Annotated in this window: 24 protein-coding genes; 10 read left to right on the top strand and 14 right to left on the bottom strand. The window is 68.5% G+C overall.

What is annotated here, in order from left to right:
- Positions 1-171 precede the first annotated feature (171 nt).
- Positions 172-969: a glycosyltransferase family 25 protein gene (locus OEZ60_RS03730; RefSeq protein ID WP_263333348.1), complete on the top strand. Its 798-nt coding sequence runs from the start codon at positions 172-174 to the stop codon at positions 967-969.
- Positions 970-978: 9 nt separating this feature from the next.
- On the opposite strand, the gene OEZ60_RS03725 is transcribed toward OEZ60_RS03730, so the two are convergent.
- From OEZ60_RS03725 to OEZ60_RS03705, 5 genes are all read right to left on the bottom strand, one after another.
- Positions 979-2583: a peptide chain release factor 3 gene (locus OEZ60_RS03725; protein ID WP_263333346.1), complete on the bottom strand. Its 1605-nt coding sequence runs from the start codon at positions 2581-2583 to the stop codon at positions 979-981.
- Positions 2584-2624: 41 nt separating this feature from the next.
- Positions 2625-3446, bottom strand: coding sequence for a universal stress protein (locus OEZ60_RS03720; RefSeq protein WP_263333344.1), 822 nt, complete (start codon positions 3444-3446; stop codon positions 2625-2627).
- Positions 3447-3556: 110 nt separating this feature from the next.
- Positions 3557-4129 (bottom strand): MOSC domain-containing protein, encoded by a 573-nt coding sequence (locus OEZ60_RS03715; protein WP_263333342.1) that lies wholly within the window; start codon positions 4127-4129, stop codon positions 3557-3559.
- A 93-nt stretch (positions 4130-4222) separates the two neighbouring features.
- Entirely contained in the window at positions 4223-5233 is a 1011-nt protein-coding gene (locus OEZ60_RS03710) for a Hint domain-containing protein (protein WP_263333340.1), read from the bottom strand.
- A 45-nt stretch (positions 5234-5278) separates the two neighbouring features.
- Positions 5279-6211: a LysR substrate-binding domain-containing protein gene (locus OEZ60_RS03705; protein WP_263333338.1), complete on the bottom strand. Its 933-nt coding sequence runs from the start codon at positions 6209-6211 to the stop codon at positions 5279-5281.
- Between the two features lie 91 nt (positions 6212-6302).
- On the opposite strand from OEZ60_RS03705, the gene OEZ60_RS03700 reads away from it, so the two are divergent.
- From OEZ60_RS03700 to OEZ60_RS03690, 3 genes are all read left to right on the top strand, one after another.
- On the top strand, positions 6303-6785 hold the full coding sequence (locus tag OEZ60_RS03700; protein ID WP_263333336.1) for a cupin domain-containing protein: 483 nt from the start codon (positions 6303-6305) through the stop codon (positions 6783-6785).
- 63 nt (positions 6786-6848) lie between these two features.
- A complete protein-coding gene (locus OEZ60_RS03695; protein ID WP_263333334.1) occupies positions 6849-7628 on the top strand; it encodes an SDR family oxidoreductase in 780 nt (259 codons plus the stop codon).
- A 162-nt stretch (positions 7629-7790) separates the two neighbouring features.
- Entirely contained in the window at positions 7791-8885 is a 1095-nt protein-coding gene (locus OEZ60_RS03690) for an ABC transporter ATP-binding protein (RefSeq protein WP_263333332.1), read from the top strand.
- Between the two features lie 3 nt (positions 8886-8888).
- Here OEZ60_RS03690 and OEZ60_RS03685 read toward each other — a convergent pair whose 3' ends face one another.
- Positions 8889-9551 carry a helix-turn-helix transcriptional regulator gene (locus tag OEZ60_RS03685; protein ID WP_263333330.1) on the bottom strand — a complete coding sequence of 221 codons (663 nt, stop codon included), beginning with the start codon at positions 9549-9551 and terminating at the stop codon, positions 8889-8891.
- A gap of 171 nt (positions 9552-9722) precedes the next feature.
- On the opposite strand from OEZ60_RS03685, the gene OEZ60_RS03680 reads away from it, so the two are divergent.
- The 4 genes from OEZ60_RS03680 to OEZ60_RS03665 are packed head-to-tail and all read left to right on the top strand — an operon-like array spanning position 9723 to position 12255.
- The gene (locus OEZ60_RS03680; RefSeq protein WP_263333328.1) at positions 9723-9938 is read left to right on the top strand and encodes a twin-arginine translocase TatA/TatE family subunit; all 216 of its coding nucleotides are present in this window, start codon (positions 9723-9725) and stop codon (positions 9936-9938) included.
- 33 nt (positions 9939-9971) lie between these two features.
- Entirely contained in the window at positions 9972-10538 is a 567-nt protein-coding gene (gene tatB, locus OEZ60_RS03675; RefSeq protein ID WP_263333326.1) for a Sec-independent protein translocase protein TatB, read from the top strand.
- The gene (gene tatC / locus OEZ60_RS03670) at positions 10535-11416 is read left to right on the top strand and encodes a twin-arginine translocase subunit TatC (RefSeq protein ID WP_263333324.1); all 882 of its coding nucleotides are present in this window, start codon (positions 10535-10537) and stop codon (positions 11414-11416) included. Before tatB ends, tatC begins: the two co-directional genes overlap by 4 nt.
- The gene (locus OEZ60_RS03665) at positions 11413-12255 is read left to right on the top strand and encodes an ATP-binding protein (protein ID WP_263333322.1); all 843 of its coding nucleotides are present in this window, start codon (positions 11413-11415) and stop codon (positions 12253-12255) included. Before tatC ends, OEZ60_RS03665 begins: the two co-directional genes overlap by 4 nt.
- Before the next feature lie 42 nt (positions 12256-12297).
- Here OEZ60_RS03665 and OEZ60_RS03660 read toward each other — a convergent pair whose 3' ends face one another.
- The 5 genes from OEZ60_RS03660 to OEZ60_RS03640 all read right to left on the bottom strand — a co-directional run bounded on the left by OEZ60_RS03660 (position 12298) and on the right by OEZ60_RS03640 (position 16448).
- Positions 12298-12867, bottom strand: a complete 570-nt coding sequence (locus OEZ60_RS03660) for a hypothetical protein (protein WP_263333320.1) — start codon at positions 12865-12867, stop codon at positions 12298-12300.
- Between the two features lie 82 nt (positions 12868-12949).
- Positions 12950-14173, bottom strand: a complete 1224-nt coding sequence (locus tag OEZ60_RS03655; protein WP_263333319.1) for a M23 family metallopeptidase — start codon at positions 14171-14173, stop codon at positions 12950-12952.
- Between the two features lie 59 nt (positions 14174-14232).
- Positions 14233-14874, bottom strand: coding sequence for a protein-L-isoaspartate(D-aspartate) O-methyltransferase (locus OEZ60_RS03650; RefSeq protein ID WP_263333318.1), 642 nt, complete (start codon positions 14872-14874; stop codon positions 14233-14235).
- On the bottom strand, positions 14871-15656 hold the full coding sequence (surE, locus tag OEZ60_RS03645; protein ID WP_263333317.1) for a 5'/3'-nucleotidase SurE: 786 nt from the start codon (positions 15654-15656) through the stop codon (positions 14871-14873). Before surE ends, OEZ60_RS03650 begins: the two co-directional genes overlap by 4 nt.
- 126 nt (positions 15657-15782) lie before the next feature.
- Positions 15783-16448 carry an SDR family oxidoreductase gene (locus OEZ60_RS03640; RefSeq protein ID WP_263333316.1) on the bottom strand — a complete coding sequence of 222 codons (666 nt, stop codon included), beginning with the start codon at positions 16446-16448 and terminating at the stop codon, positions 15783-15785.
- A gap of 105 nt (positions 16449-16553) precedes the next feature.
- Between OEZ60_RS03640 and OEZ60_RS03635 the strand changes: the two genes are divergently transcribed.
- Positions 16554-17141 carry a biotin transporter BioY gene (locus OEZ60_RS03635; protein ID WP_263333315.1) on the top strand — a complete coding sequence of 196 codons (588 nt, stop codon included), beginning with the start codon at positions 16554-16556 and terminating at the stop codon, positions 17139-17141.
- A 166-nt stretch (positions 17142-17307) separates the two neighbouring features.
- On the top strand, positions 17308-17994 hold the full coding sequence (locus OEZ60_RS03630; protein ID WP_263333314.1) for an alpha/beta fold hydrolase: 687 nt from the start codon (positions 17308-17310) through the stop codon (positions 17992-17994).
- A 99-nt stretch (positions 17995-18093) separates the two neighbouring features.
- On the opposite strand, the gene OEZ60_RS03625 is transcribed toward OEZ60_RS03630, so the two are convergent.
- From OEZ60_RS03625 to purF, 3 genes are read right to left on the bottom strand one after another with little or no spacing between them, the layout of a single operon-like run.
- Entirely contained in the window at positions 18094-18516 is a 423-nt protein-coding gene (locus OEZ60_RS03625; RefSeq protein WP_263333313.1) for a DUF1284 domain-containing protein, read from the bottom strand.
- A complete protein-coding gene (locus tag OEZ60_RS03620; RefSeq protein WP_263333312.1) occupies positions 18509-19159 on the bottom strand; it encodes a DUF2199 domain-containing protein in 651 nt (216 codons plus the stop codon). Before OEZ60_RS03620 ends, OEZ60_RS03625 begins: the two co-directional genes overlap by 8 nt.
- A 1-nt stretch (position 19160) precedes the next feature.
- Positions 19161-20624: an amidophosphoribosyltransferase gene (gene purF, locus OEZ60_RS03615; RefSeq protein WP_263333311.1), complete on the bottom strand. Its 1464-nt coding sequence runs from the start codon at positions 20622-20624 to the stop codon at positions 19161-19163.
- Positions 20625-20722: the final 98 nt, after the last annotated feature.

Raw genomic sequence — 20722 nt, 5'->3', positions numbered from 1 at the left:
CCGGGCGCCCCGGCGAGTGCCCGCCGGATGCAGGCCTCATGGCCCTACCGCAAAGCCGCCGAAAGGTCAATCAGCGCAAGCCGTTTCTGGCCCATGCTCTGAAATGCCAGTTCCAACTTGTCTGGACGCGGTCTAGGCTGCGGAAAACGGGGCCGGCAAAGGGCGTAGCGGATGCTGCCAATCCATGTCATCAACCTCGCCCGGCGGCCGGACCGGCTGGTGCGGATCGGCGCGGAACTCGACGGGCTCGGCCTTCCATGGCAGCGGGTAGAGGCCATCGACTCAGCAGAGAGCGACCCTGCGACGCTTGCCCGCGCGTTCGGCGCGGGACCTCTCGCGCGGATGTTTCCGGCAACGCTTGGCGACATGGCCTGCTCGCTCACCCACCAGTGCCTTTGGGGCGAGATCGCCGGCGGTGAGGCCGAGGCCGCGATCGTGCTCGAGGACGATGCCCGGCTGGCGGCGGGCTTCGCGGCGCTCGCCGCCTGCGATCTCGCCGGGCTCATGGAGCGGAACGGGATGGGGGCTCTGAAGCTCGAATTCTGGCCCGGCCCGCAGCGCAGTCGCCGATTCCCCCTGGGCGAGGCGCTCGGCCCGGTCGAAAGCGGGACGGGGCTTTTCCGGATGCGGAGCAGCTTTCTCGGCACTTGCGGCTATGTCGTGACCCGCGAGGCGGCGGAGCGCCTGCTGACGCGCTATCCGAGGCTCGGCGTGCCGGTCGACCATTTCCTGTTCGGCGCCGAGGCGGGGCGCGGATATCGGCTGCTCAGGCCGGGTTTTCTCAACCCCGCGCCGGTCCTGCATGACGTGGAAACCTTTGGTTCCGATATCGGCGCCGAGCGCGAGGCGGGCATGAACGGGCCGCGCGGCTGGCGCCGGCGGCTCAGGGACCACCGCCACCGGAAGCGGCAGGAGGCCGAGCTTGGCCGTGGCAAGAGTGTCCGTGTCGAGATGCACTTCGCCGGGTAAACCCCTGCGTCAGATCATCATTTCCTTCGTCGCCGACAGCTTCAGCGTGGGATGGTCGCGGGTAATCCGGTCGATATCCCATTGCAGCCGCGTCAGGTAGACGATGTCGCCGTCATGGTCGTGGGCGATATGGCCCTTGTTGGCGTTGACGAATTTCTCCACGTCCGCCTTCGGGCCGGTGACCCAGCGGGCCGAGGTGAACTGCGAGCTTTCGAAGCGCACGGGGAGCGAGTATTCGATCTCGATCCGGCTCGCGAGCACGTCGAACTGGAGGGCACCGACGACGCCGACGATGAAGCCCGAGCCGATGGCGGGCTTGAAGACCTTGGCGGCCCCTTCCTCGGCGAACTGCATCAGTGCCTTTTCGAGATGCTTGGCCTTCAGCGGATCGCCCGCGCGCACGGTCTGCAGAAGCTCGGGCGCGAACGAGGGGATGCCGGTGAAGCGCAGCGCCTCACCCTCGGTCAGCGCGTCGCCGATGCGGAGCTGGCCGTGGTTCGGGATGCCGATGATGTCGCCCGCCCAGGCCTCCTCGGCCAGCTCGCGGTCGGCGGCGAGGAACAGGACAGGGTTGGAGATCGCCATCGGCTTCTTCGAGCGGACATGGAGAAGCTTCATGCCGCGTTCGAAATGGCCCGAGGCGAGGCGCACGAAGGCCACCCGGTCGCGGTGCTTGGGGTCCATGTTGGCCTGAACCTTGAAGACGAAGCCCGCGACCTTGCCCTCCTCGGGCGCGATCTGGCGCTCGGTCGCCTTCTGCGGCTGCGGCTCGGGGCCGTAATCGCCCATGCCGGACATCAGTTCCTTGACGCCGAAGGAGTTGATCGCCGAACCGAACCAGATCGGTGTCAGATGGCCTTCGAGGAACGCCTGACGGTCGAAGGGTGGCAGGAGTTCCCTCGCCATTTCAAGCTCTTCACGAAGCTTCTTCAACTGCTCGGCGGGGACGTGTTCGGCCAGTTTCGGATCGTCCAGCCCGGCGATCCGGATCGATTCCGCGACCCGGTTGCGGTCGGCGCGGTCCATCAGTTCGAGCCGGTCATTGAGAATGTCGTAGCAGCCGAGGAAGTCGCGCCCCATGCCGATCGGCCAGCTTGCGGGCGTCACGTCGATGGCGAGGTTTTCCTGGATCTCGTCGATGATCTCGAACGTGTCGCGCGCCTCGCGGTCCATCTTGTTGCAGAAGGTGAGGATCGGCAGGTCGCGCAGGCGGCAGACCTCGAAGAGCTTCCGCGTCTGGCTTTCGACGCCCTTCGCCCCGTCGATCACCATGATCGCGGCATCGACGGCGGTCAGCGTGCGGTAGGTGTCCTCGGAGAAGTCCGAGTGGCCTGGCGTGTCGACGAGGTTGAAGCGGTAGGGGCCGAAGTCGAAAGACATCGCCGAGGCCGAGACCGAGATGCCGCGGTCCTGTTCGAGCTTCATGAAGTCCGAGCGCGTGCGCCGCGCCTCGCCCTTGGCGCGGACCTGGCCGGCCATCTGGATCGCGCCGCCGAACAGGAGGAACTTCTCTGTCAGCGTGGTCTTGCCCGCATCCGGATGCGAGATGATCGCGAAGGTGCGGCGCCGGGCGATTTCGGCGGGAAGGGCGGGGCGGTTCGACTGGTCCATCATGGCGCGCGATATAGCGGCGGCGCGGGGCCGCCGCAATGGCGCTAGCCGGGGCGGGCCACGATCAGGTCGGTCGGCGCGGCCTCGATGAGCATGGTCGCGAAGCTGCCGAGCAGGCGCGCGGCCATCCCGGCGCGGGAGTGCGCCCCGACCGCGATCAGGTCGGCGCCGGTCGCGGCGAGAGCTTCGGAGATCACCTCGGTCGCCGGGCCTTCTTCGAAGGTCACCGGGCCGAGCCGCTCGGGCAGGCGTTCGCGCCCGCGCCACTCCGCCTCGTGAGAGCGCGCCTCGGCGAGGAAGGGGGCGGCGGTCTCGCGCGGCATCAGCCCCTTGAACGGCACGTGGAACGCATGGATCGCCGCGATGGAAGCGTCCGGGACAAGCGCGGCCGCCGTACGCAGCGCCGCCGCCGAAGCGGGCGAGAAATCCGTCGCAGCGAGGATGCCGCGATAGGGATGGGCGACCGGATTGCGGACCAGAAGGACCGGGCAGGTGACCTGGCGCAGGATCCGCAGCATCGTGGTGTCGAGGAAGATGTCGGCGACCGGGCGCACGCGGTGAGCGCCAAGAATGAGGAGATCCACCGCCTCCGTCGCGGCCAGCGTGGCGATGGCGAGGCTCGGATCGCCGCGCAGCATCCGTGTCTCGTACTCCACCGCGTCCCGGTCGGGATCGGCTGCGACGACGTCGGCGAGCGTCCGCTCGGCACCCGCCGCCAGTTCGGCCGCTAGCGCCTGTGGCAGGTCGTCGTCGACGGCGCTGGCCACGATCAGGCGGGCCTGATGCGCGCGGGCGAGCGCGAAGGCGCGGCGCACGGCGCGGTCGCCGCGGGCGGAAAGGTCGGTGGCGACGAGGTAAACCGGCATGGCGTGCTCCGTTGTGCCGGGCCGCCGGGTGGGGCGGCCGTTCGGTGGAACCATAGCGGAGGCCGCCGCCAAACGATCTGCGCCAGATCAACCGTGCGAGATTGGCCGGTTCAGCCGATCTTGCGCATCCGGTCGCCGCGTTTCACGGTGCCGTCCTTCGTCACCCGCGCGTAGATGCCACGCAGCCGGTGCGTCTTTCCCTCGCCCGTGTTCACGAACAGGCAGGCGTCGCGGCCGTAGCGGTCGATGAAATCTTGGCAGCCTGCATGGAGCTTGTCGGTCGTCACGAGTTCGACGGTCCCGAGCGCCAGCCGCGTTCCGGGCGGCAGATTGGCCGGCGAAAGGTCCATGTCAATGAAGAGGTTGTCGCCTGCTGGCGCCCAGTTTTCGGGCTCGCCCGCGATCGCCTCGATGCAGCGCGCGTTCATCATGCAGATCTGGACGTCGGGATGGGGCTGGCCGTCCTCGGTCGACATCCAGCATCCCTTCGCCCAGTGGTCGCCGTGGACCCCGCCGGCGAGGCTCAGCTCAGCCTGATCAACCATCCGCCGTTCGCCCGGAGCTGGGCGAATGACGATCGCCTTGACCTCACCCTCGTCCTTCGGGGCGGCGAGGATCTGCGGCAGTGCTTGGCGCAGTTCCTCCATCGGCAGAGGGGTGACAACGGGAGCGGGGCGGGTCATGCGGTCTCCTCTTCTTCGGGTCACTGGGCTCGGTTCGTGTAACCCTGTTCAATCCTACAACCGGCACCATTTTCTGACCAGACCAAGCGCGGCTTACCCCTGACGGTAGCGGGCGAGAAGCGCGGCCCGAGCCGCCTCGTCGAGAAGCTCGCGCCCGGCCTCGGTGCCGAAATGCTGGTGCTGGTTCAGGCCGGGGAAGCGGGCGCGGATCTCCTCGGCGAGATCGGGCGGCAGATGGCCAGTCGTGGCCTCGTTGACCATGAGGCTTTCCGCCGGGATCCCCTCGGCATAGATGATCTCGTGCCGGTCGAAGACGAGGCTGTAATAGTCGACGAAGCCGCCTTCGCGGCGCACCACCGCCTCGCCGTCGACGAGATGCTTGGCCTGAACGAGGATCTCGGCCACGCCGCCGACCCGGTGGACGCCGCGCTGGTAGAGAAAGACCCGGTGGTGCGGGCTGACCACGAGATCGCCCGCATTCCCGAGAGTACCGGCGGTGATCACCACCGGCGCGAAGGCGCCGTTCGCGCGCATCGTCGATCTGCCGATCCAGCGGACCGGCTGCGGCCCGTGGTCCCGGGTCAGCACCTGGTCGCCGGGTGCGAGGGATTCGATCGGGCGCTGCGAGCCGCCGGGAAGCGTGACCATCGTGCCTGCGCCGAAGGAGACGCACACCACGTCAGCGATCCTCATGTCGCCGAAGTCTTCGGTCGCGGCCAGAAGCGTGTAATCGGCGCCGGGTGTGATCGGCGACAGCGGCAGCGCGATGCCCGCGCCCGAGGCCGCGTGTCGCGCGAAAAGAAGTTCCAGCCGCTCGCCGTCCTCGGTCATCAGCGTGAACAAGGACACGAGATCGACCCGCTCGCCCGGCGCGCCGATCTCGGAGCCCTCCGCGATCGCAGCATGCGGTTGCCGGTCGGCGGCCGGACGCAGCAGCATCCGCCACGCCCGCGCCGCGGGGTCGAGCCGGTAAACGTCGCCGGGCTCGCAGGCCGCCGCTTCCGCAATGGCGTCGCGCAGATTGACTCCGCGCCTCACGCGCAGCGCCGACGCCTCGTAAACATGCACCGTATGGGCCGGAAAGGGCTGCGCGCCGTCGCTCATCGTCTGACCTCGCATGACGTCCCGGGGGCGGGCCGCACAGGCCTATCAAATCGCGGTCGTCCGCGTCAACGCGCGTCCCGGCTCCGGGGTTGTCGCGCGGTCGCGGATCCAGTCCGCAACTGCCTGCACCATGCGCGGCGCGGCCCTGCCCTCGCGCAGGTCGAGGAAATAACCCCGCCCGGAACCGGCCGAGACCTCGGTCAGCCGGATCAGCGCGCCGGTGTCGAGGAAGCTGTCGAGCAGGCCCGACCAGCACAGGCAGATCCCCTGGCCGGCGAGCGCGGCGCTGACCAGCATCGCATAGGCACTGAAATCGAGGGTGCGCGTGCCGGCCGGGCGCGGCACCCCGACGGCGTCGAACCAGCTGTCCCAGTCGTACCAGTGGCGCCGGCCCGACGCGGTCGTCAGGAGCGTGTGGCCGCCAAGGTCGTGCACAGTTCCGGGCTGGCGAACGCGGCTCAGGTAAAGCGGGCTCGCGGCCGGGAACACGTCCTCGCCGAGGATCTTGGCCTCGTCGGGTTGCGCCGCGTCCGGCGCGCCGAAACGGATCGCGATGTCGCCGCGCCGGCCGGGTTCGTCATGTTCCAGGCTTATGATTCGGATCGTCGTTTCAGGGAACGCAGACTGCAGGTCGCCGAGCCGCGGGATCAGCCAGTAGGCGACAAAGCCCGACGGCGCCGAGACGGACACCGTCCAGCCGCTCGCAGCACGGCGGATGCGGTCGGTCGCGGTCTCGATCATGTCGAAGCCGCCGCGCAGCGCGACCGAAAGTTCCCGGCCCTGCTCGGTCAGGCGCACCGGCTTGTGCGTCCGGTCGAAGAGCGGACAGCCGAGATCCGCCTCGAGCGCCGCGATGCGGCGGCTGATCGCCGGCTGCGAGACGTTGAGCTCGCGCGCCGCCCCGGTCAGCGTACCGTGGCGGACGGCGGCATAGAAGGCGGTGAGGCCGGAGAAGCTCGGAAGGCGCAATTGAATCATAACCCCAGCGTATAATGTAGATCAGCTTTAGCGCATTGAGGCGGGCTGGTGAAGCCGGTTAGATGCGGCCGGAAAGAGGAGGAGCCCCGCAATGACTGAACCGATGATGATCCCCGATGCGGCCGAAGCGCTGATGATCGGCGCGACCGACCTGCCGGAACCGGTGAATTCACCGGCGCCGCCCGCGCCCCAGGGCTTCTCGGTCGACGCGGCCGAGGTCGCACTCGAGGGCGGCACCGATCCGGTCTTCGGCAGTGTCACCTGGCGGACGCTGATCTGCGCCGACCGCACCCAGACGCAGGAATTCGTGCTCGGGATCGCCGAATTCGGGCCCGCGGGCACCCTGCACCCGCATCGGCACGCGCCGGCCGAGTTCTATCTCTGCATGGAGGGCGGCGGCACGGTCACGATCGACGGCATCGCCCATGCGCTGGTGCCCGGCGTGGCCGTCTATATTCCCGGCAATGCCGAGCACGGCGTGATCGCCGGACCGACGGGCCTGCGCTTCGCCTATGGTTTCGCCGAGGCGGCCTTCTCCGGCGTGGCCTACCGCTTCTCCTCGGCGGCAGCCTGAGCGCCGCCACTGGCCAGCGTCAGCAAAATCCCTATGCTCGCCCCGCAACGGGAGGAAAACAGGATGGACCTGGGAATTCGCGGACGCCGGGCGCTGGTCGCGGCGGCATCGAAAGGCCTCGGACGGGGCTGCGCCGAGGCGTTGGCCGCGGCCGGGGTCGACCTCGTGATCAATGCCCGCGGCGCCGAGGCCCTCGCGAGAACCGCGGCGGAGATTCGCGCCGCGCATGGCGTCAACGTCACCGAGGTCGCCGCCGATATCACCAGTGAGGCCGGCCGCGCCGCGGTGCTCGCCGCGGCTGGCGCCGTCGACATCCTCGTCACCAATGCCGGCGGACCGCCGCCGGGGCATTGGAGCGACTGGGGTCGCGATGACTTCATCCGCGCGCTCGACGCCAACATGCTGACCCCGATCGCGCTGATGCAGGCGGTTCTGCCGGGAATGATCGCACGGCGCTGGGGACGGATCGTCAACATCACCTCGCAATCGGTGAAGGCGCCGATCGCCACGCTCGGCCTCTCGAACGCCGCGCGGACCGGCCTCACCGGCTTCGTCGCCGGTACCGCCCGGCAGGTCGCGCCGGACGGTGTCACGATCAACAACCTCCTGCCCGGCATCCACGACACCGATCGGGCGACCTCGCTCGATTCCGGCGTCGCCACGGGCGCCGGTATCCCCCTAGAGGAAGCGCGGGCCCGCCGCGCCGCCACGATCCCGGTGCGGCGCTACGGCACGGTGGAGGAGTTCGGCGCCACCTGCGCCTTCCTGTGCTCGGCCCACGCCGGCTTCATCGTCGGCCAGAATCTCCTGCTCGACGGCGGCGCGATGAACGCGACCCTGTAACGCGGCTCGCCATCATCTTGTCGAAAATATCCTGGGGGTTCGGGGGTGAAACCCCCGGCGGGTCGGCCTAGGCGCAGCCGGGGCCGAAACCTGCGATGCTTGCGGCCAGCGGGCGGGGCTGCTATCCGGTCCAAAACCTGACCAATTTTCTCGGGCACGGGCATGCGCGACCTGACAGAGACACCGCCGCGACTTGAGGTCCAGAACCTCGTCCGCCGATTTGACGGCCAGACCGTGGTCGACGACGTCTCGCTGACGATTCCGGCCGGGCAGGTGACCTGCCTCCTCGGCCCCTCGGGCTGCGGCAAGTCGACGACGCTGCGGATGATCGCCGGGGTCGACATGCAGGACCGGGGCCGCATCCTCGTCGACGGACGGCTGATTTGCGACACCGTGTTCCGGATCCCGCCCGAGCGGCGCTCGATCGGGCTGATGTTCCAGGATTTCGCGCTGTTTCCCCATCTCAGCGTTGCCGAGAACATCGCCTTCGGCCTCACTCGTGGCGATGCCGCCCAGGCGCGGCGGGTCGACGCGCTGCTGGAACGGGTTTCGCTCTCGGGCTTCGGGCCGAAATATCCCCACGAGCTATCGGGCGGCGAGCAGCAACGGGTGGCGCTTGCCCGCGCTCTCGCACCCAATCCGCGCATCCTTCTCATGGACGAGCCGTTCTCGGGCCTCGACGAGCGGCTCCGCGACGGCATCCGCGACGACACGCTGGCGCTCCTGAAGGAGGAGGGTACGGCGGTCCTCCTCGTCACGCACGAGCCGCACGAGGCGATGCGCATGGCAGACGAGATCGCGCTGATGCGCCGGGGCAGGGTCGTCCAGCGCGGCGCGCCCTACAATATCTACAATGCGCCGGTCGACCGCGAGGCCGCGGCTTTCTTCTCTGATATCAACATCCTGCGCGGCGAAGTTCAGGGCGCCCTGACCGAGACCGCCTTCGGCGAGTTCCTCGCCCCCGGCGTGCCCGACGGCACCGAGGTCGAGATCGTGATCCGGCCGCAGCATCTCAAGATCGACTTCGACCGGGCCGGGCGCGGCCCGAATCCGACGCCGAGCGACGGCACCGCGGCGCGGGCCGAGGTGGTGCGGGCGCGGTTCCTCGGCCGCGAGAGCCTCGTCGAGTTCCGCCTCGACTATGGCGGCGACATCCTCAAGGCGACGGTGCCGGCGGTGTTCCTGCCCAAGCCCGGTACGGTGATGTGGCTGATGATCCGCCGCGACCGCTGTTTCGTCTTCCCGCGTCGGGGCTGAGGCTCAGGCCGGCGCGATCCGGGCGAGGTAGTCCTCTACCGTCTTGCCCGGCTCGGGCAGGAAGGCGCCGCCGTCATGCTTGAGAGACGTCACAAGATCGACGCGGAACACCTTGAATCCATGCGCGTTTTCGCACCACGACGTCAGCGTCCAGAGCTTACCCCAGTAATCGAGATGCAGGGGGCGGACACGCGTCGCCGGCGCGCCGCGATAGGACAGCGCGAGTGTCAGGTGCTCGCGCACCGCGCGCCGGATCAGGCCGAGATGCGGCGCGGCGCGCGCCGCCTCGGCGCTCGAGAAGACGAAGGTGTCGGAGCCGGTGTCGCCGGCATCGGCGAGCGAGACCGCGGCGATCTTGGCGCGCAGGCTCTCGGCCGCACGCGCCAGCACCGGGTCGGCTGCACCGGCGACCAGCGTGATGCCGAGCCGCAGCACCTCGAACTCGTCCTTGGTGATCGCCATCGGGGGCAGGGTGACCGGGTCGCGCAGGAGATAGCCGATGCCACGCTCGCCACTGACCGGCAGGCCGCGTTCCATCAAGACCGCCATATCGCGCCAGATCGTGCGGGGCGAGACCCCGAGCGCCGAGGCGAGGTCGGCGGCACGGTGGAGCTTGCCGTCGCGCAGGATGCGCAGAAGCTGGAACAGGCGGTCGTTGCGGCGCATCAGGTCCCGGATCGAGGGGGTGCAACTGACAAAATACTGTCAGTTGCACCGCAGGTTCAAGGCCTGAACCGGCCGTCCGGCGTGCGGAAGGGGCTTTGACTGGGACCCCGGACGGACTACATCGGACGGGTAGCAGAACGGGCGCTGCGGAGGTGCCCGAGGGAGACGAACATGCTCAACAACATCGGCATTCCTGGCCTTCTTCTGATCGCCGTCGTGGTTCTGGTGCTTTTCGGTCGCGGCAAGGTCTCCTCGCTCATGGGCGAGGTCGGCAAGGGCATCACCGCCTTCAAGAAGGGCGTGAAGGACGGCACCGAGGAGATCGAGAACGACACCGCCGAGGCGGCCCGTGACGTGACGCCGAAACCGAAGAAGGACAAGGCCTGAGCCTTGGCCTTCGCCTGAAGGGGCGGCGCGGACATGTTGGATATCGGCTGGAGTGAGCTTCTGCTCATCGGCATCGTGGCGCTGATCGTGGTGGGTCCGAAAGACCTGCCCGCGATGTTCCGCACGCTCGGGCGCTTCACCGCGAAGGCGCGAGCAATGGGACGCGAGTTCCAACGCGCAATGGACGACGCGGCGCGCGAGACCGGCGTCAAGGAAACCGCCGACGAGCTGAAGGCGATGACGACGAAGAAGAGCCTCGGGCTCGACGCGCTCGAACAGGCGGCCTCGAAGTTCGAGAAGTGGCAGCCGACCAAACCGGCGGCGTCGAAGGGACCGGCGACGCAGGCTCTGGCCGACAAGAAGGCGGCGGATGCCGCGGCACGCACCGAGGCCAAGTCCGCCTCGCAGCCGGCCGCGGAGAAGCCCGCCGAAACGAAGCTCGCCGAGACCAAGCCGGCCGCGCCGAAGCCGGCGGCCACGACCGCGACGAAGGTTCCGGCAAAGCCGAAGCCCAAGACGGAGGCGAAACCGGCCGCCAAGCCGAAGCCGAAGACGGCGGCGGCCAAGGCCAAGCCCGCAACCAAGAAGGGCGAGGCATGATGAAGGACGAGATCGACGACTCGACGGCGCCGCTGATCGAACATCTGACGGAGCTCCGGTCGCGCCTGATCTGGTCGGTGCTGGCCTTCATCGTGGCGATGGTCGCCTGTTTCTCGGTGGCCGACCCGATCTTCACCTTCCTGACCAAGCCGATCTGTGCGGCACTCGCCGACCGCGGGCAGGACTGCTCGCTAGCGATGATCAAGCTGCAGGAGGGCTTCTTCGTCGCGATCCGGATCTCGTTCCTGGGAGGCTTCGCGCTCTCGTTCCCGTTCATTGGCTACCAGCTTTGGCGCTTCGTCGCGCCCGGTCTCTACAAGTCGGAGAAGAACGCGTTCCTGCCGTTCCTCGTCGCCTCGCCGGGTATGTTCCTTGCCGGCGCGGCCTTCGCCTACTATGCGATCCTGCCCTTGGCCTTCTCGTTCTTCCTCGGCTTCCAGAAATCCGGCCCGGTCCCGGCTGAAGGCGCTCTCGATCCGGCGGCGAGCACGGCCGCGGGTATCGCCTTCTTCGGCTCGATCGAGGAATATCTCGCGCTCACCATCAAGTTCATTCTCGCCTTCGGGCTCTGCTTCCAGCTCCCGGTGCTCCTGACGCTGATGGGAAAGGCGGGGCTGGTGTCGAGCGCGGGGCTGGGCGCGGTGCGGAAATATGCCGTCGTCGGCATCCTCTGCCTCGCCGCGATCGCAACGCCGCCCGACGTCGTGAGCCAGGTGATCCTCTTCGTTGTGGTCTACGGGCTCTACGAGGTGTCAATCTTCCTCGTCGCGCGGGTCGAGAAGAAGCGCGAGGCGCAGCTCAGGGCCGAGGGCCTCTGGTTTGACGACGAGGAAGAGGACGCGGAGGAGGCGCCGGGCGAAGGCGCGGCCAAGCAATGAGCGCGGCGCTGCTGGCCCGGATCGCCGAGGCGCTGGAGCGGATCGCTCCGGCACCGCTTCAGGCACCGGACTTCGCCGCTGCGGACGCTTTCGCCTGGCATGTGAACCCCGACCGGATGGAGCCGGTGGCGGAGGTGAACCGCGTCGACCTGCCGCTACTCGTCGGCATCGACCGGTCGCGCGACACGCTTCTGGCCAATACGCTCCAGTTCGCGCGCGGCCTGCCCGCGAACAACGCGCTGCTCTGGGGCGCGCGCGGGATGGGGAAGTCCTCGCTCGTGAAGGCGGTCCACGCCGAGGTGCTGCGTCAGGGTCTGCCGCTCAAGATCGTCGAGCTGAGCCGCGAGGACCTGCCCACGGTCGGCCGTCTCCTGACCCATCTGCGCGCCGCGAGCGGCCATCGTTTCGTGCTTTTCTGCGACGACCTGTCGTTCAGCCATGACGACCAGCACTACAAGAGCCTCAAGGCGGTGCTCGATGGCGGGATCGAGGGGCGGCCCGCGAACGTGGTGTTCTACGCCACCTCGAACCGCCGCCACCTGATGCCGCGCGACATGATCGAGAACGAGCGGTCGAGCGCGATCAATCCTTCGGAGGCGGTGGAAGAAAAGGTTTCGCTCTCCGACCGGTTCGGGCTCTGGCTCGGCTTCCATCCCTGCAATCAGGACGAATACCTGGCGATGATCCGCGGCTATTGCGACGCTTACGGCGTGGCGATCGACGATGCCAGCTTGCGCGCCGAGGCCATCGAATGGCAGGCGACGCGGGGGGCGCGCTCGGGCCGCGTGGCCTGGCAGTACTTCACCGATCTTGCCGGGCGGCGGGGCGTTACGCTCTGACAAGCCCTTGCCCCCGCAGGAATTTCGGACCCGGTGCTGATATCAGCCCGCCGCCGCGGTAGCCTCAGCCTCCTGTATCCTGATCTGGTTTTCCCGGACCTCCAGTCGCGGCCGCCAGTCGTAGCGCGGGTCGGCCTGCGGGCGTGACCAGTAGAGTGTGCCGCCGTAGCGCCAGGGGTCGAGGATGATCCCGTCGTACAGGGCATCCCCCCGCCGGCTGATGACGGCCGTGTGGTGGATGATCCGGAACGTGGCCGGGGGCGAGGTGGCCCAGTGCAGCGACAGGGTGCGGAAGTTCTCCTGGTTCAGGCGCTTGAGGAGATCCTCGGTCCAGTCATTGCAGAGCCCGCGCTCGCGAAGGCCGTGGAGGACCTTGTCATTGTGAATGATCGGCGGGTCCGTGATCTCGTACTCTTGCGCGAGTTGCAGCGAATAAAGGTAGGCGATGCTGGCGGCGCGTTCGGCTTCCTCGGGCGCGACGTCAGGTCCAAGCCTTTTTATCTCGCGCGTCAGAGCGTCGATATCGCCTTGGGTCACGGTCGGCTTTGCCGCGCAGCCGCCGATCAGCAGGACCGCTGCCGCAACCAGCAGAGATGCAAAAAACTTCGGCATCCGTTCTCCAGACGAGGTTGGCGCGGGACCTGGCGATAATGGCGGGCCGGGCTCCGGGGTTCCGGTCCGGCCGCCAAGTCCGTTACTGCAGGTAGGGCATCGGATCGACGCTGTCGAAGCCTTGGCGTACCTCGAAATGCAGGAAGGCCGGGTCGGAGGAGCGGACCTTTGCGATCGTCTGGCCGCGCGAGACCTTGGCGCCCTTGGCGACCGCGATCCCGTCAATATTGGCGTAGACGGTGAGCAGGTTGCCCTCGTGGCGGATCACCAGGATCGGCACCTGCTCGGTGTCCTTGGTGATCGCGGCGACGGTGCCATCGCCCGCGGCGGTGACCGAGGAGCCGGCGCTCGCCGAAATGTCGATGCCTTCGTTCTTCTTCTTCTGGTAGCCGCGGATGATCTTTCCCTGGACCGGCATGGCCAGCTTCGAGCCCGTGGAGGCCGCGGTTTTTTCGGCGCCGAGATCCGCGGGGGGCGGGGTCTTGACCGGCGCGGCGGTCGGCGTGGTCTTCTCCGCCGGCAGCGGCTTGGCGGCCGACGGAGGCGTCGGCGTCGGCGAGCCCTGTCCGGGCGCCGTCACCGCGACCGGCGCGGGGCGGGTGGCGTTCGCGACCGGGATCAGCAGGGTCTGGCCCTCGCGGAGACCGAGATCGGGACCGAGCCCGTTCCAGTCGGCAAGCGCCTTGACGTCGACGTTGTAAAGCCGGGCCACGGAATAGGCGGTCTCACCACGCTGGACGCGGTGGCGAACCGGTTCGGTGGCAGTCACGGGGGCTGCCGCCGGTGCCGGAGCGGCAGCGGCGGGCTGGGGCGCCGATGTGGCCGACGCGCGGTCGAGCGCGCCGGAGGCAATCGTGGTCACGTCGATGCGGCCGCCGGAGGCGGTCGCCGGAGCACCGGTTGCCGGTGCGCCATACACCGGCGCGGCGACCGCGGGCGCCGCGCCCGCGACCCGGCGCGGCAGCGCGACGATCTCACCTTCGCGGAGCGGCATGCCGGGCTGGAGCGCGTTGTAGCTCGCGAGCTCGGCCGCGGGCAGGCCGACGCGGGCGGCGACGCTGTCGACGGTGTCGCCGCGGCGCGCCACTGCGACCTGGTAGTTCGGGTAAGAGATTATGCCGCGCGCGTCCGGGGTCGGTCGCGCCGCGCTCGCCTGCATCGCGGCGGCGGAGGTGTCGAGGCCGATCTGGCTGTAGTTTCGCAGATCCGGATCGAAGCCGCCGCCCGGCTCGCAGGCGGCCAGCGCGACGAGGCTGGTTCCCAGAAGGGCCACGCGGATCATGGAGATCGGGCGGGAGGTGGTCATGCTCGCATCCTCAGTTCGCTGGCCCTGTTGGCCGGGCCTCGGTGGGTTCGGGCGGCGCCTCAATCCTGCGCCAGCCCCTCGACCAGCGGCACGAAGCGCACCGGGCGAAGTTCATCGTAATCGTATCCGTGAGGCTGCCGCGTCACCTTGATCAGGCTCTGCACCGTATCCGACTGCCCCACCGGCACCACCATGATACCGCCGATCCTGAGCTGAGCCAAGAGCGGCCCGGGGGGATCCTCGGGGGCGGCCGTGACCAGAATCCGGTCGAACGGCGCCTGGTCCGGCAGGCCGTGGCTGCCGTCGGCGGCGATCGCGGTGATGTTGGTGAGGCCGAGGCTCTGGAACACCGCCTCGGCCTCGCGCACGAGGCGGCGGTGGCGGTCGACGGTGTAGACCCGCCGCGCGAGCTGGCTGAGGATCGCGGCCTGGTAGCCCGAGCCGGTGCCGACCTCGAGCACCTTGTCGCGCGGGCTCACGGCCAGCGCCTGGGTCATCAGCCCGACGACCGAGGGCTGGCTGATGGTCTGGCCGCAGGCGATGGGCAGCGGCATGTCCTCATAGGCGCGCTCGGCAAAGATGCCGCGGACGAAAGCGCCGCGGTCGATCCGCTCCATCGCGGTCAGCACGCGCGCGTCCGTCACGCCCTTCGAGCGGAGCCCGTAGAGAAAGCGCATCTTCCGCTCGGCCGGTTCCGTCATGCGAGCCGCGCCTCGAGCTCGGCGAGCGTGTCATGCGCCGTGAGGTCAGCGCGCATCGGCGTGACCGAGATCCAGCCGTCGAGATTGGCCGCGACATCGGTGCCGGGCGCGGTCGGCAGGTGCTGCGGCCCGCCGGTGATCCAGAGGAACTTGCGCCCGGAGGGCGAGACATGCGGCTCGACCCCGAAGAAGGTGTCGGTGCGGTAGCCCTGGGCGGTGACCTTGATGCCCTTCACGTCCCTGCCGGCCACGGGCGGGAAGTTGACGTTGTAGAAGAGCCGGTAGTCGCCCTTGTCCCAGATCCCCTTGTCGAGAAGCGCGCGCACCACCCTGATGCCATGGTCGCGGGCGGCTTCGAACGGGGTTTCGAGATCTTCGGTCCTCGGCCCCATGAACTGCGAGAGCGCGATCGCCGGAAGGCCCTGGAGCGCGGCCTCCATCGCGCCGCCGACCGTGCCGGAATAGAGCACGTTCTCGGCCGCGTTATTGCCGCGGTTGACGCCGGAGAGGACGAGGTCGGGCCGACCGCCCTGAAGGACATCGTAGAGCCCGGCGAGTACGCAGTCGGCCGGGCTGCCCTCGGCCGCGTAGCGGCGGGGACCAAGCTTCAGGATCATCATCGGATGGGTGTAGGAGATGCAGTGGCCGACGCCTGACTGCTCGAAGGCGGGGGCGACGGTCCAGACCTCTCCGTCCGGCCCGGCGATCTCCTCGGCAATCGCGGTCAGGATATCGAGCCCCGGCGCGTTGATGCCGTCGTCATTGGTGATGAGGATGCGCATGCCCGCCCCGTGCTGCTTTGCCCCTGATTAGACGACCGGCGGCGGGGCGTAAAGCGGCGATGGCCGCGCGTCCGGGCAGGCCCGAGTCGATCGGCGCGGGAATACTTGGGGCAAGATGATAGCCGCTCAGAGGGCGGCGAGCAGCCGCGCGGCTTCCTCGTGGATATCGGCGAGGCTCGCGCGGTCCTCGCCCGGGAAGAAGCGGGCGCGGGTCGCGGTGGCCATCGGGCGCGGTGTCTCGATCACGACGCGCGGGCCGATCTTGGCGGTCTCGGCCTGCCAGCTTCGGGCGAGCGCGATCTGCGCCGCCTTGGTGGCGCCGTAGGCGCCGAAAAACTTCTCGCCGCCGCGCGGATCATCGAGGAAGAGCGCGGTGCCCTCGGCGGCGCGAAGCAGTGGTTCGAGGAGCGGGGTCAGCGTCGCGGTGGCGCGTAGATTGCAGGCGATTGACTTGTCCATGTCCTTGGCGGCGATATGGCCGGCCGGGCTCAGCGGCGCGGCATGGATCGCGGCATGGACCCAGAGGCCGAGCTTGCCCCAGCGATGCGCGATCGAGGCGGCGAGATGCGCCATCGCCTTGTCGTCGGTCACATCCATCGGCGCGAGCGTGGCGCTGCCGCCGGCCGCCTGGATACGGTCGTCGAGTTCTTCGAGCCCGCCCGAGGTGCGGGCGACGGCGAGGACATGCCAGCCGGCTTCCGCCAGCGCGGCGGCAAGCGCGAAGCCGAGCCCGCGCGAGGCGCCGGTGACGAGGGCGAGCGGTTTGGTGGTGGGATCGGAGGCTACGGTCATGGCGCCCGTTTCGCACCCCGCGCGGGGGCTTGCAACGGATATTGTTGACTCATGGCCGGGTAGGGTCGAGATTCCGGGCGAACAGAACCGGGGAAAGGTCCGATCATGACACTTTCAGACGCTGTCTTCCCGACCCGCTCATGGCTCTCTCGCTCGCTCATGGTGCTCGGAGGTTCGCTCTTCATCGCGCTGGCGGCGCAGGTCTCGGTGCCGATGGTGCCGACGCCGATGACGTTGCAGACGCTGGCGATCCTGATCGTTGGCTTCACCTATGGCGCGCGGATGGGCGCGCTTACACTGCTGGCCTATCTCGCCGAGGGTGCGGCGGGGCTGCCGGTCTTCGCGAACGGCCTCAACTTCGTGGCCTTCGCCGGGCCCACGGCGGGGTTCCTCGTGGGCTTCGTCGGGCTCGCCTGGCTCGCGGGCTTCGCCGCCGACCGGGGCGTGCGGGGCATCTTCGGCCTGTCGCTCGCGGGCATCGCCGCCTCGGCGCTCCTCTACCTGCCGGGCGTGGCCTGGCCGATGGGTCTTGCCGGCACCTTGGGGATCGAGGCCGGCTGGGTCGGCCTGCCGGCTGACAAGATCTGGGCGGGCTTCGTGGCGCCCTTCCTGATCGGCGACGCGGTCAAGGCGGTGATCGCGGCGCTCGTCGTCTCTGGCGGCTGGGCCGCGGTGAAGAACCGCAAGGCCTGACCTTCCGGCCTTGTTCGGTGGCCGGGCGGCGTTTTCTCTATTGGGGAATCCGCAGCCGTGCTACCTTTCAGCCAGTCGGGGCGTTCCCGTTTCGCCGAGGCTTCGCGCCGGTTCGAAGCGCGCTTTCATTCGGCCGAAGACGGCATCCACCCCTGGAGTTGCGATCATGCCAACGTCGTTCGTGCTTGTTCATGGTGGCTTTGGATCTCCAGCGGAACTGGCTCCGGTCGTGCCCTATCTCGAGGCCCGCGGGCACCGGGTGGTCAACGTCGATCTGCCGTGCGAACGCGCCGAAGCGACGCTGGAGGATTATGCCGCCACGGTCGCGCGCGCGATGGAGGGAACTGGCCTTCCTCGTGTCCTTGTCGCCCATTCCGCGGGCGGTGCGACCACCCCCCTTGCCGCGTCCCTGCTGCCGGTCGACCAGCTGATCTTCGTCGCGGCCATCGTGCCGGAACCGGGGCAGTCGATTTCCGAGGCCTTGGGGCCGGACGTCGCGGCAACGATCCTTGCGGTCACCATCGACAACGGCGACGGAACCCGGTCGTTCAACTTGGACCTGCTCGCCTCTCTGGTGCCGCCGGAGGAGCGGGCCGCGTATCTGGAATTCCTGTCCAACACGCAGCGGCGCCAGGGCTGGCTGGCGATCAACCAGCCCTGGCCCGGTGGAGCGATCCCGACTGTCCCGCGCAACTACATCCTGTGCACCGAGGATCAGATCATTCCCCCGGACATGCAGCGGGCCTTCGCGGCCAGGTTGGGTGTCCGTCCCATCGAGATCGCGTCCGTCCACGCGGCATTCACGTTTAAGCCGCGGGAGCTGGCCGACCTGCTGGTTTCGCTGGCAGGGTGATCGACTCGCGTCGCATCGGGTTGCGCCGACGCGAACGACGCCTCTTGCGGCGGGTGACGCGCTGGCATCGGCCGCGGCATCAGGTCCCCTCGGGGCCGCTTATCGGGACTCCAGGTGAAGCCGTGTCAGGGCGGCCTCGCACATGCCGTAGGGTTCCCATTCGCAGCCCTGGCACAGCGTCCTGAGACTGCCGGGCGGCACGTTCTCCAGGATCCGTGCCTTGGCCTCGCCCCAGGTCAGCCGCTCGCGCGGCTCAAGCTTCAGCGCGCCGGCATGGGCGCGGTCGAGGACCTTGATCTTCGGCTCGTTGTTACAGGCCCGACCACGCCGCTTGGGGCAGGCGCCGCAGATATCGTCGGTGGCGCCCGTGACCTCGATCTCGGTCGCGTCGCCATTCTCGGCCCGAAGCCGGCCCATGACGATCGCCGTCATGTTGGCGGTGAAGTCGGGTGAGTAGCCCTTGCCCTCGAAACCGAGCGAGCAGAGGAAATGGTGCGGGCGATAGCGGATCGGATCAGGCATCGGTCAGGTAGGGCCGGATGTCGTGGCCATATCGGGCATAGAGGTCAAGCAGCGCGTCGAAGGTGATGCCGTCCCGCTGGGCGGCGTGGAAGGGGTGGCTTTCGTCGTCGATCGCCAGCATCGGGCGCTGGCGACCGTTCTGCATCGTCATCGTGCAGCGCGCGGGATCGCGGGAAGCGCCGGGCAACTGGTTCATGAGCCAGCTGAAGTAAGGCCCGGTGTCTGCCGCCGTCCCGCTGTCGAAATGCTCCAGGACCTCGTCGAAGTGGTCCGGCTTGATCGTGCCCCAGACACCGAAGGCGAACTGCGTATCGCTGCCGATGATGGGAATCGGCAGTACGCAGCGCAGGATGCGGTGGGGGCCGAGAAGGCAGAAGTCCTCGGTCAGGATATCCCGCCCGGCGGCGAGGGCGTCGGGGACCGCGCCGTTCGGCTCGTAATCTTCCGGCCCCTGGTAAGGATCGGGGCGGGCATAGGCGAGGTCGAAGACGCCGTTGTGGACCTGATCGCAAGCCGGGCAGGTCCAGTTCCTGTCATGGAGCCGGCGCCAGCGCGCATCGGCTTGGAGCGATTGCCGTTCGGCGCCGGGTGGCTCGGTCGTGCCGCTCCCTATGCCGAACAGCCGGTCGCGCCAGCCCGACACCCTATTCGGCCGCCTTCATCGCGAAGCCCCTGGCGATCTGGTCCGAGGGTGCAACCGGATAGTCGCCCGAGAAGCAGGCGTCGCAGAATTGCGGGCATTTGGTGTCGCGGCCCCCGGCCTCTCCCGCCGCACGGTAGAGCCCGTCGAGCGAGATGAACTTGAGGCTGTCGATGCCGATCCAGGCGCGCATCTCTTCCTCGGTCATCGTCGCGGCGAGGAGTTTCTCGCGGTCGGGCGTGTCGACGCCGTAGAAGCACGGCCAGGCGGTCGGGGGCGAGGCGATGCGGAAATGCACCTCGGCGGCGCCCGCGTCGAGGATCATGTCCTTGATCTTGCGGCTCGTCGTGCCGCGCACGACCGAGTCGTCGACGAGGATCACCCGCTTGCCCTTGATCAGCGCCCGGTTGACGTTGAGCTTGAGCCGCACCCCCATGTTGCGGATCTGCTCGGTCGGCTCGATGAAGGTACGCCCCATATACTGGTTGCGGATGATGCCCATCCCGAAGGGGATGCCGCTTTCGGCGGCAAAGCCGATCGCCGCCGGTGTACCCGAATCCGGCACCGGGCAGACGAGATCGGCCTCGACCGGCGCCTCGCGGGCGAGCTCCACCCCGATCTGGCGCCGCGTCTCGTAGACCGAGCGGCCGCCGAGGATCGAATCCGGGCGCGAGAAATAGACCTGCTCGAAGATGCAGAAGCGCGATTTCGCTGGGCCGAAGGGCCGCGAGCTTTCGACCTTGCCCTTGGAGATCACCACCATCTCGCCCGGCTCGACCTCGCGCAGGAACTCCGCGCCGATGATGTCGAGCCCGCAGGTCTCCGACGAGAGCGCATAGCCTTCGTCGCCGACCTTGCCGAGGACGAGCGGGCGCACGCCCAAGGGATCGCGCACGCCGATGAGCTTGGTGCGGGTCATGGCGATGACCGAGAAGGCGCCCTCGACGGCGCGAAGCGCGTCCTTCATCCGCTCGGGGATCGACTTCTGGATCGAGCGGGCCATGAGATGGATGATGCATTCCGAGTCCGAGGAGGACTGGAAGATCGCGCCACGCTCGATCAGGTCGCGGCGGAGCTGCGCGGCATTGGTGAGGTTGCCGTTGTGGGCGATCGCCGCGCCGCCCATCGCAAACTCGCCGAAGAAGGGCTGGACGTCACGGATCGCGGTGTTGCCCTTGGAGCCGGCGGTGGAGTAGCGCACATGACCGATGGCGAGCGGGCCGGGCAGCATCTGCATCACGTCGGGCTTGGTGAAGTTGTCGCGGATGTAGCCGAAGCGGCGGACGTTGTTGAAGCCGTCCTTCGGGTCGTAGGCGACGATGCCGCCCGCCTCCTGGCCACGATGCTGGAGAGCGTGCAGTCCGAGGGCGACGAAGTTCGCCGCATCGGGAACGCCGATCACGCCGAAGACGCCGCATTCCTCCTTCAACTTGTCATCATCGAAGGGGTGGGCGAGGAAGGGACGCATGGGGGCCTGGCTCCGATTCCGGGATTTGCCCCCCATTTAGAGCCAAGCCGGCCACATGTCACGCCCATGTGACGGCGCGAGCGATCACAATCGTCCGG

It is taken from the genome of Albidovulum salinarum, assembly GCF_025673475.1.
Classification (GTDB): Bacteria; Pseudomonadota; Alphaproteobacteria; order Rhodobacterales; family Rhodobacteraceae; genus Albidovulum; species Albidovulum salinarum.
Note: the sequence above shows the minus strand (reverse complement) of the source record. Positions and strands in the feature narration are given on the sequence as shown.

Coding starts and splice junctions, on each gene's coding strand:
- purF (WP_263333311.1), bottom strand. CDS start 20,624: ATGCGTCCCTTCCTCGCCCACCCCTTCGATGATGACAAGTTGAAGGAG.
- OEZ60_RS03660 (WP_263333320.1), bottom strand. CDS start 12,867: ATGCCGAAGTTTTTTGCATCTCTGCTGGTTGCGGCAGCGGTCCTGCTG.
- OEZ60_RS03640 (WP_263333316.1), bottom strand. CDS start 16,448: ATGACCGTAGCCTCCGATCCCACCACCAAACCGCTCGCCCTCGTCACC.
- OEZ60_RS03730 (WP_263333348.1), top strand. CDS start 172: ATGCTGCCAATCCATGTCATCAACCTCGCCCGGCGGCCGGACCGGCTG.
- OEZ60_RS03700 (WP_263333336.1), top strand. CDS start 6,303: ATGACTGAACCGATGATGATCCCCGATGCGGCCGAAGCGCTGATGATC.
- OEZ60_RS03710 (WP_263333340.1), bottom strand. CDS start 5,233: ATGAGCGACGGCGCGCAGCCCTTTCCGGCCCATACGGTGCATGTTTAC.
- OEZ60_RS03680 (WP_263333328.1), top strand. CDS start 9,723: ATGCTCAACAACATCGGCATTCCTGGCCTTCTTCTGATCGCCGTCGTG.
- tatC (WP_263333324.1), top strand. CDS start 10,535: ATGATGAAGGACGAGATCGACGACTCGACGGCGCCGCTGATCGAACAT.
- OEZ60_RS03655 (WP_263333319.1), bottom strand. CDS start 14,173: ATGACCACCTCCCGCCCGATCTCCATGATCCGCGTGGCCCTTCTGGGA.
- OEZ60_RS03715 (WP_263333342.1), bottom strand. CDS start 4,129: ATGACCCGCCCCGCTCCCGTTGTCACCCCTCTGCCGATGGAGGAACTG.
- OEZ60_RS03690 (WP_263333332.1), top strand. CDS start 7,791: ATGCGCGACCTGACAGAGACACCGCCGCGACTTGAGGTCCAGAACCTC.
- OEZ60_RS03665 (WP_263333322.1), top strand. CDS start 11,413: ATGAGCGCGGCGCTGCTGGCCCGGATCGCCGAGGCGCTGGAGCGGATC.
- OEZ60_RS03725 (WP_263333346.1), bottom strand. CDS start 2,583: ATGATGGACCAGTCGAACCGCCCCGCCCTTCCCGCCGAAATCGCCCGG.
- OEZ60_RS03685 (WP_263333330.1), bottom strand. CDS start 9,551: ATGCGCCGCAACGACCGCCTGTTCCAGCTTCTGCGCATCCTGCGCGAC.
- OEZ60_RS03625 (WP_263333313.1), bottom strand. CDS start 18,516: ATGCCTGATCCGATCCGCTATCGCCCGCACCATTTCCTCTGCTCGCTC.
- OEZ60_RS03695 (WP_263333334.1), top strand. CDS start 6,849: ATGGACCTGGGAATTCGCGGACGCCGGGCGCTGGTCGCGGCGGCATCG.
- OEZ60_RS03635 (WP_263333315.1), top strand. CDS start 16,554: ATGACACTTTCAGACGCTGTCTTCCCGACCCGCTCATGGCTCTCTCGC.
- OEZ60_RS03720 (WP_263333344.1), bottom strand. CDS start 3,446: ATGCCGGTTTACCTCGTCGCCACCGACCTTTCCGCCCGCGGCGACCGC.
- surE (WP_263333317.1), bottom strand. CDS start 15,656: ATGCGCATCCTCATCACCAATGACGACGGCATCAACGCGCCGGGGCTC.
- tatB (WP_263333326.1), top strand. CDS start 9,972: ATGTTGGATATCGGCTGGAGTGAGCTTCTGCTCATCGGCATCGTGGCG.
- OEZ60_RS03650 (WP_263333318.1), bottom strand. CDS start 14,874: ATGACGGAACCGGCCGAGCGGAAGATGCGCTTTCTCTACGGGCTCCGC.
- OEZ60_RS03705 (WP_263333338.1), bottom strand. CDS start 6,211: ATGATTCAATTGCGCCTTCCGAGCTTCTCCGGCCTCACCGCCTTCTAT.
- OEZ60_RS03630 (WP_263333314.1), top strand. CDS start 17,308: ATGCCAACGTCGTTCGTGCTTGTTCATGGTGGCTTTGGATCTCCAGCG.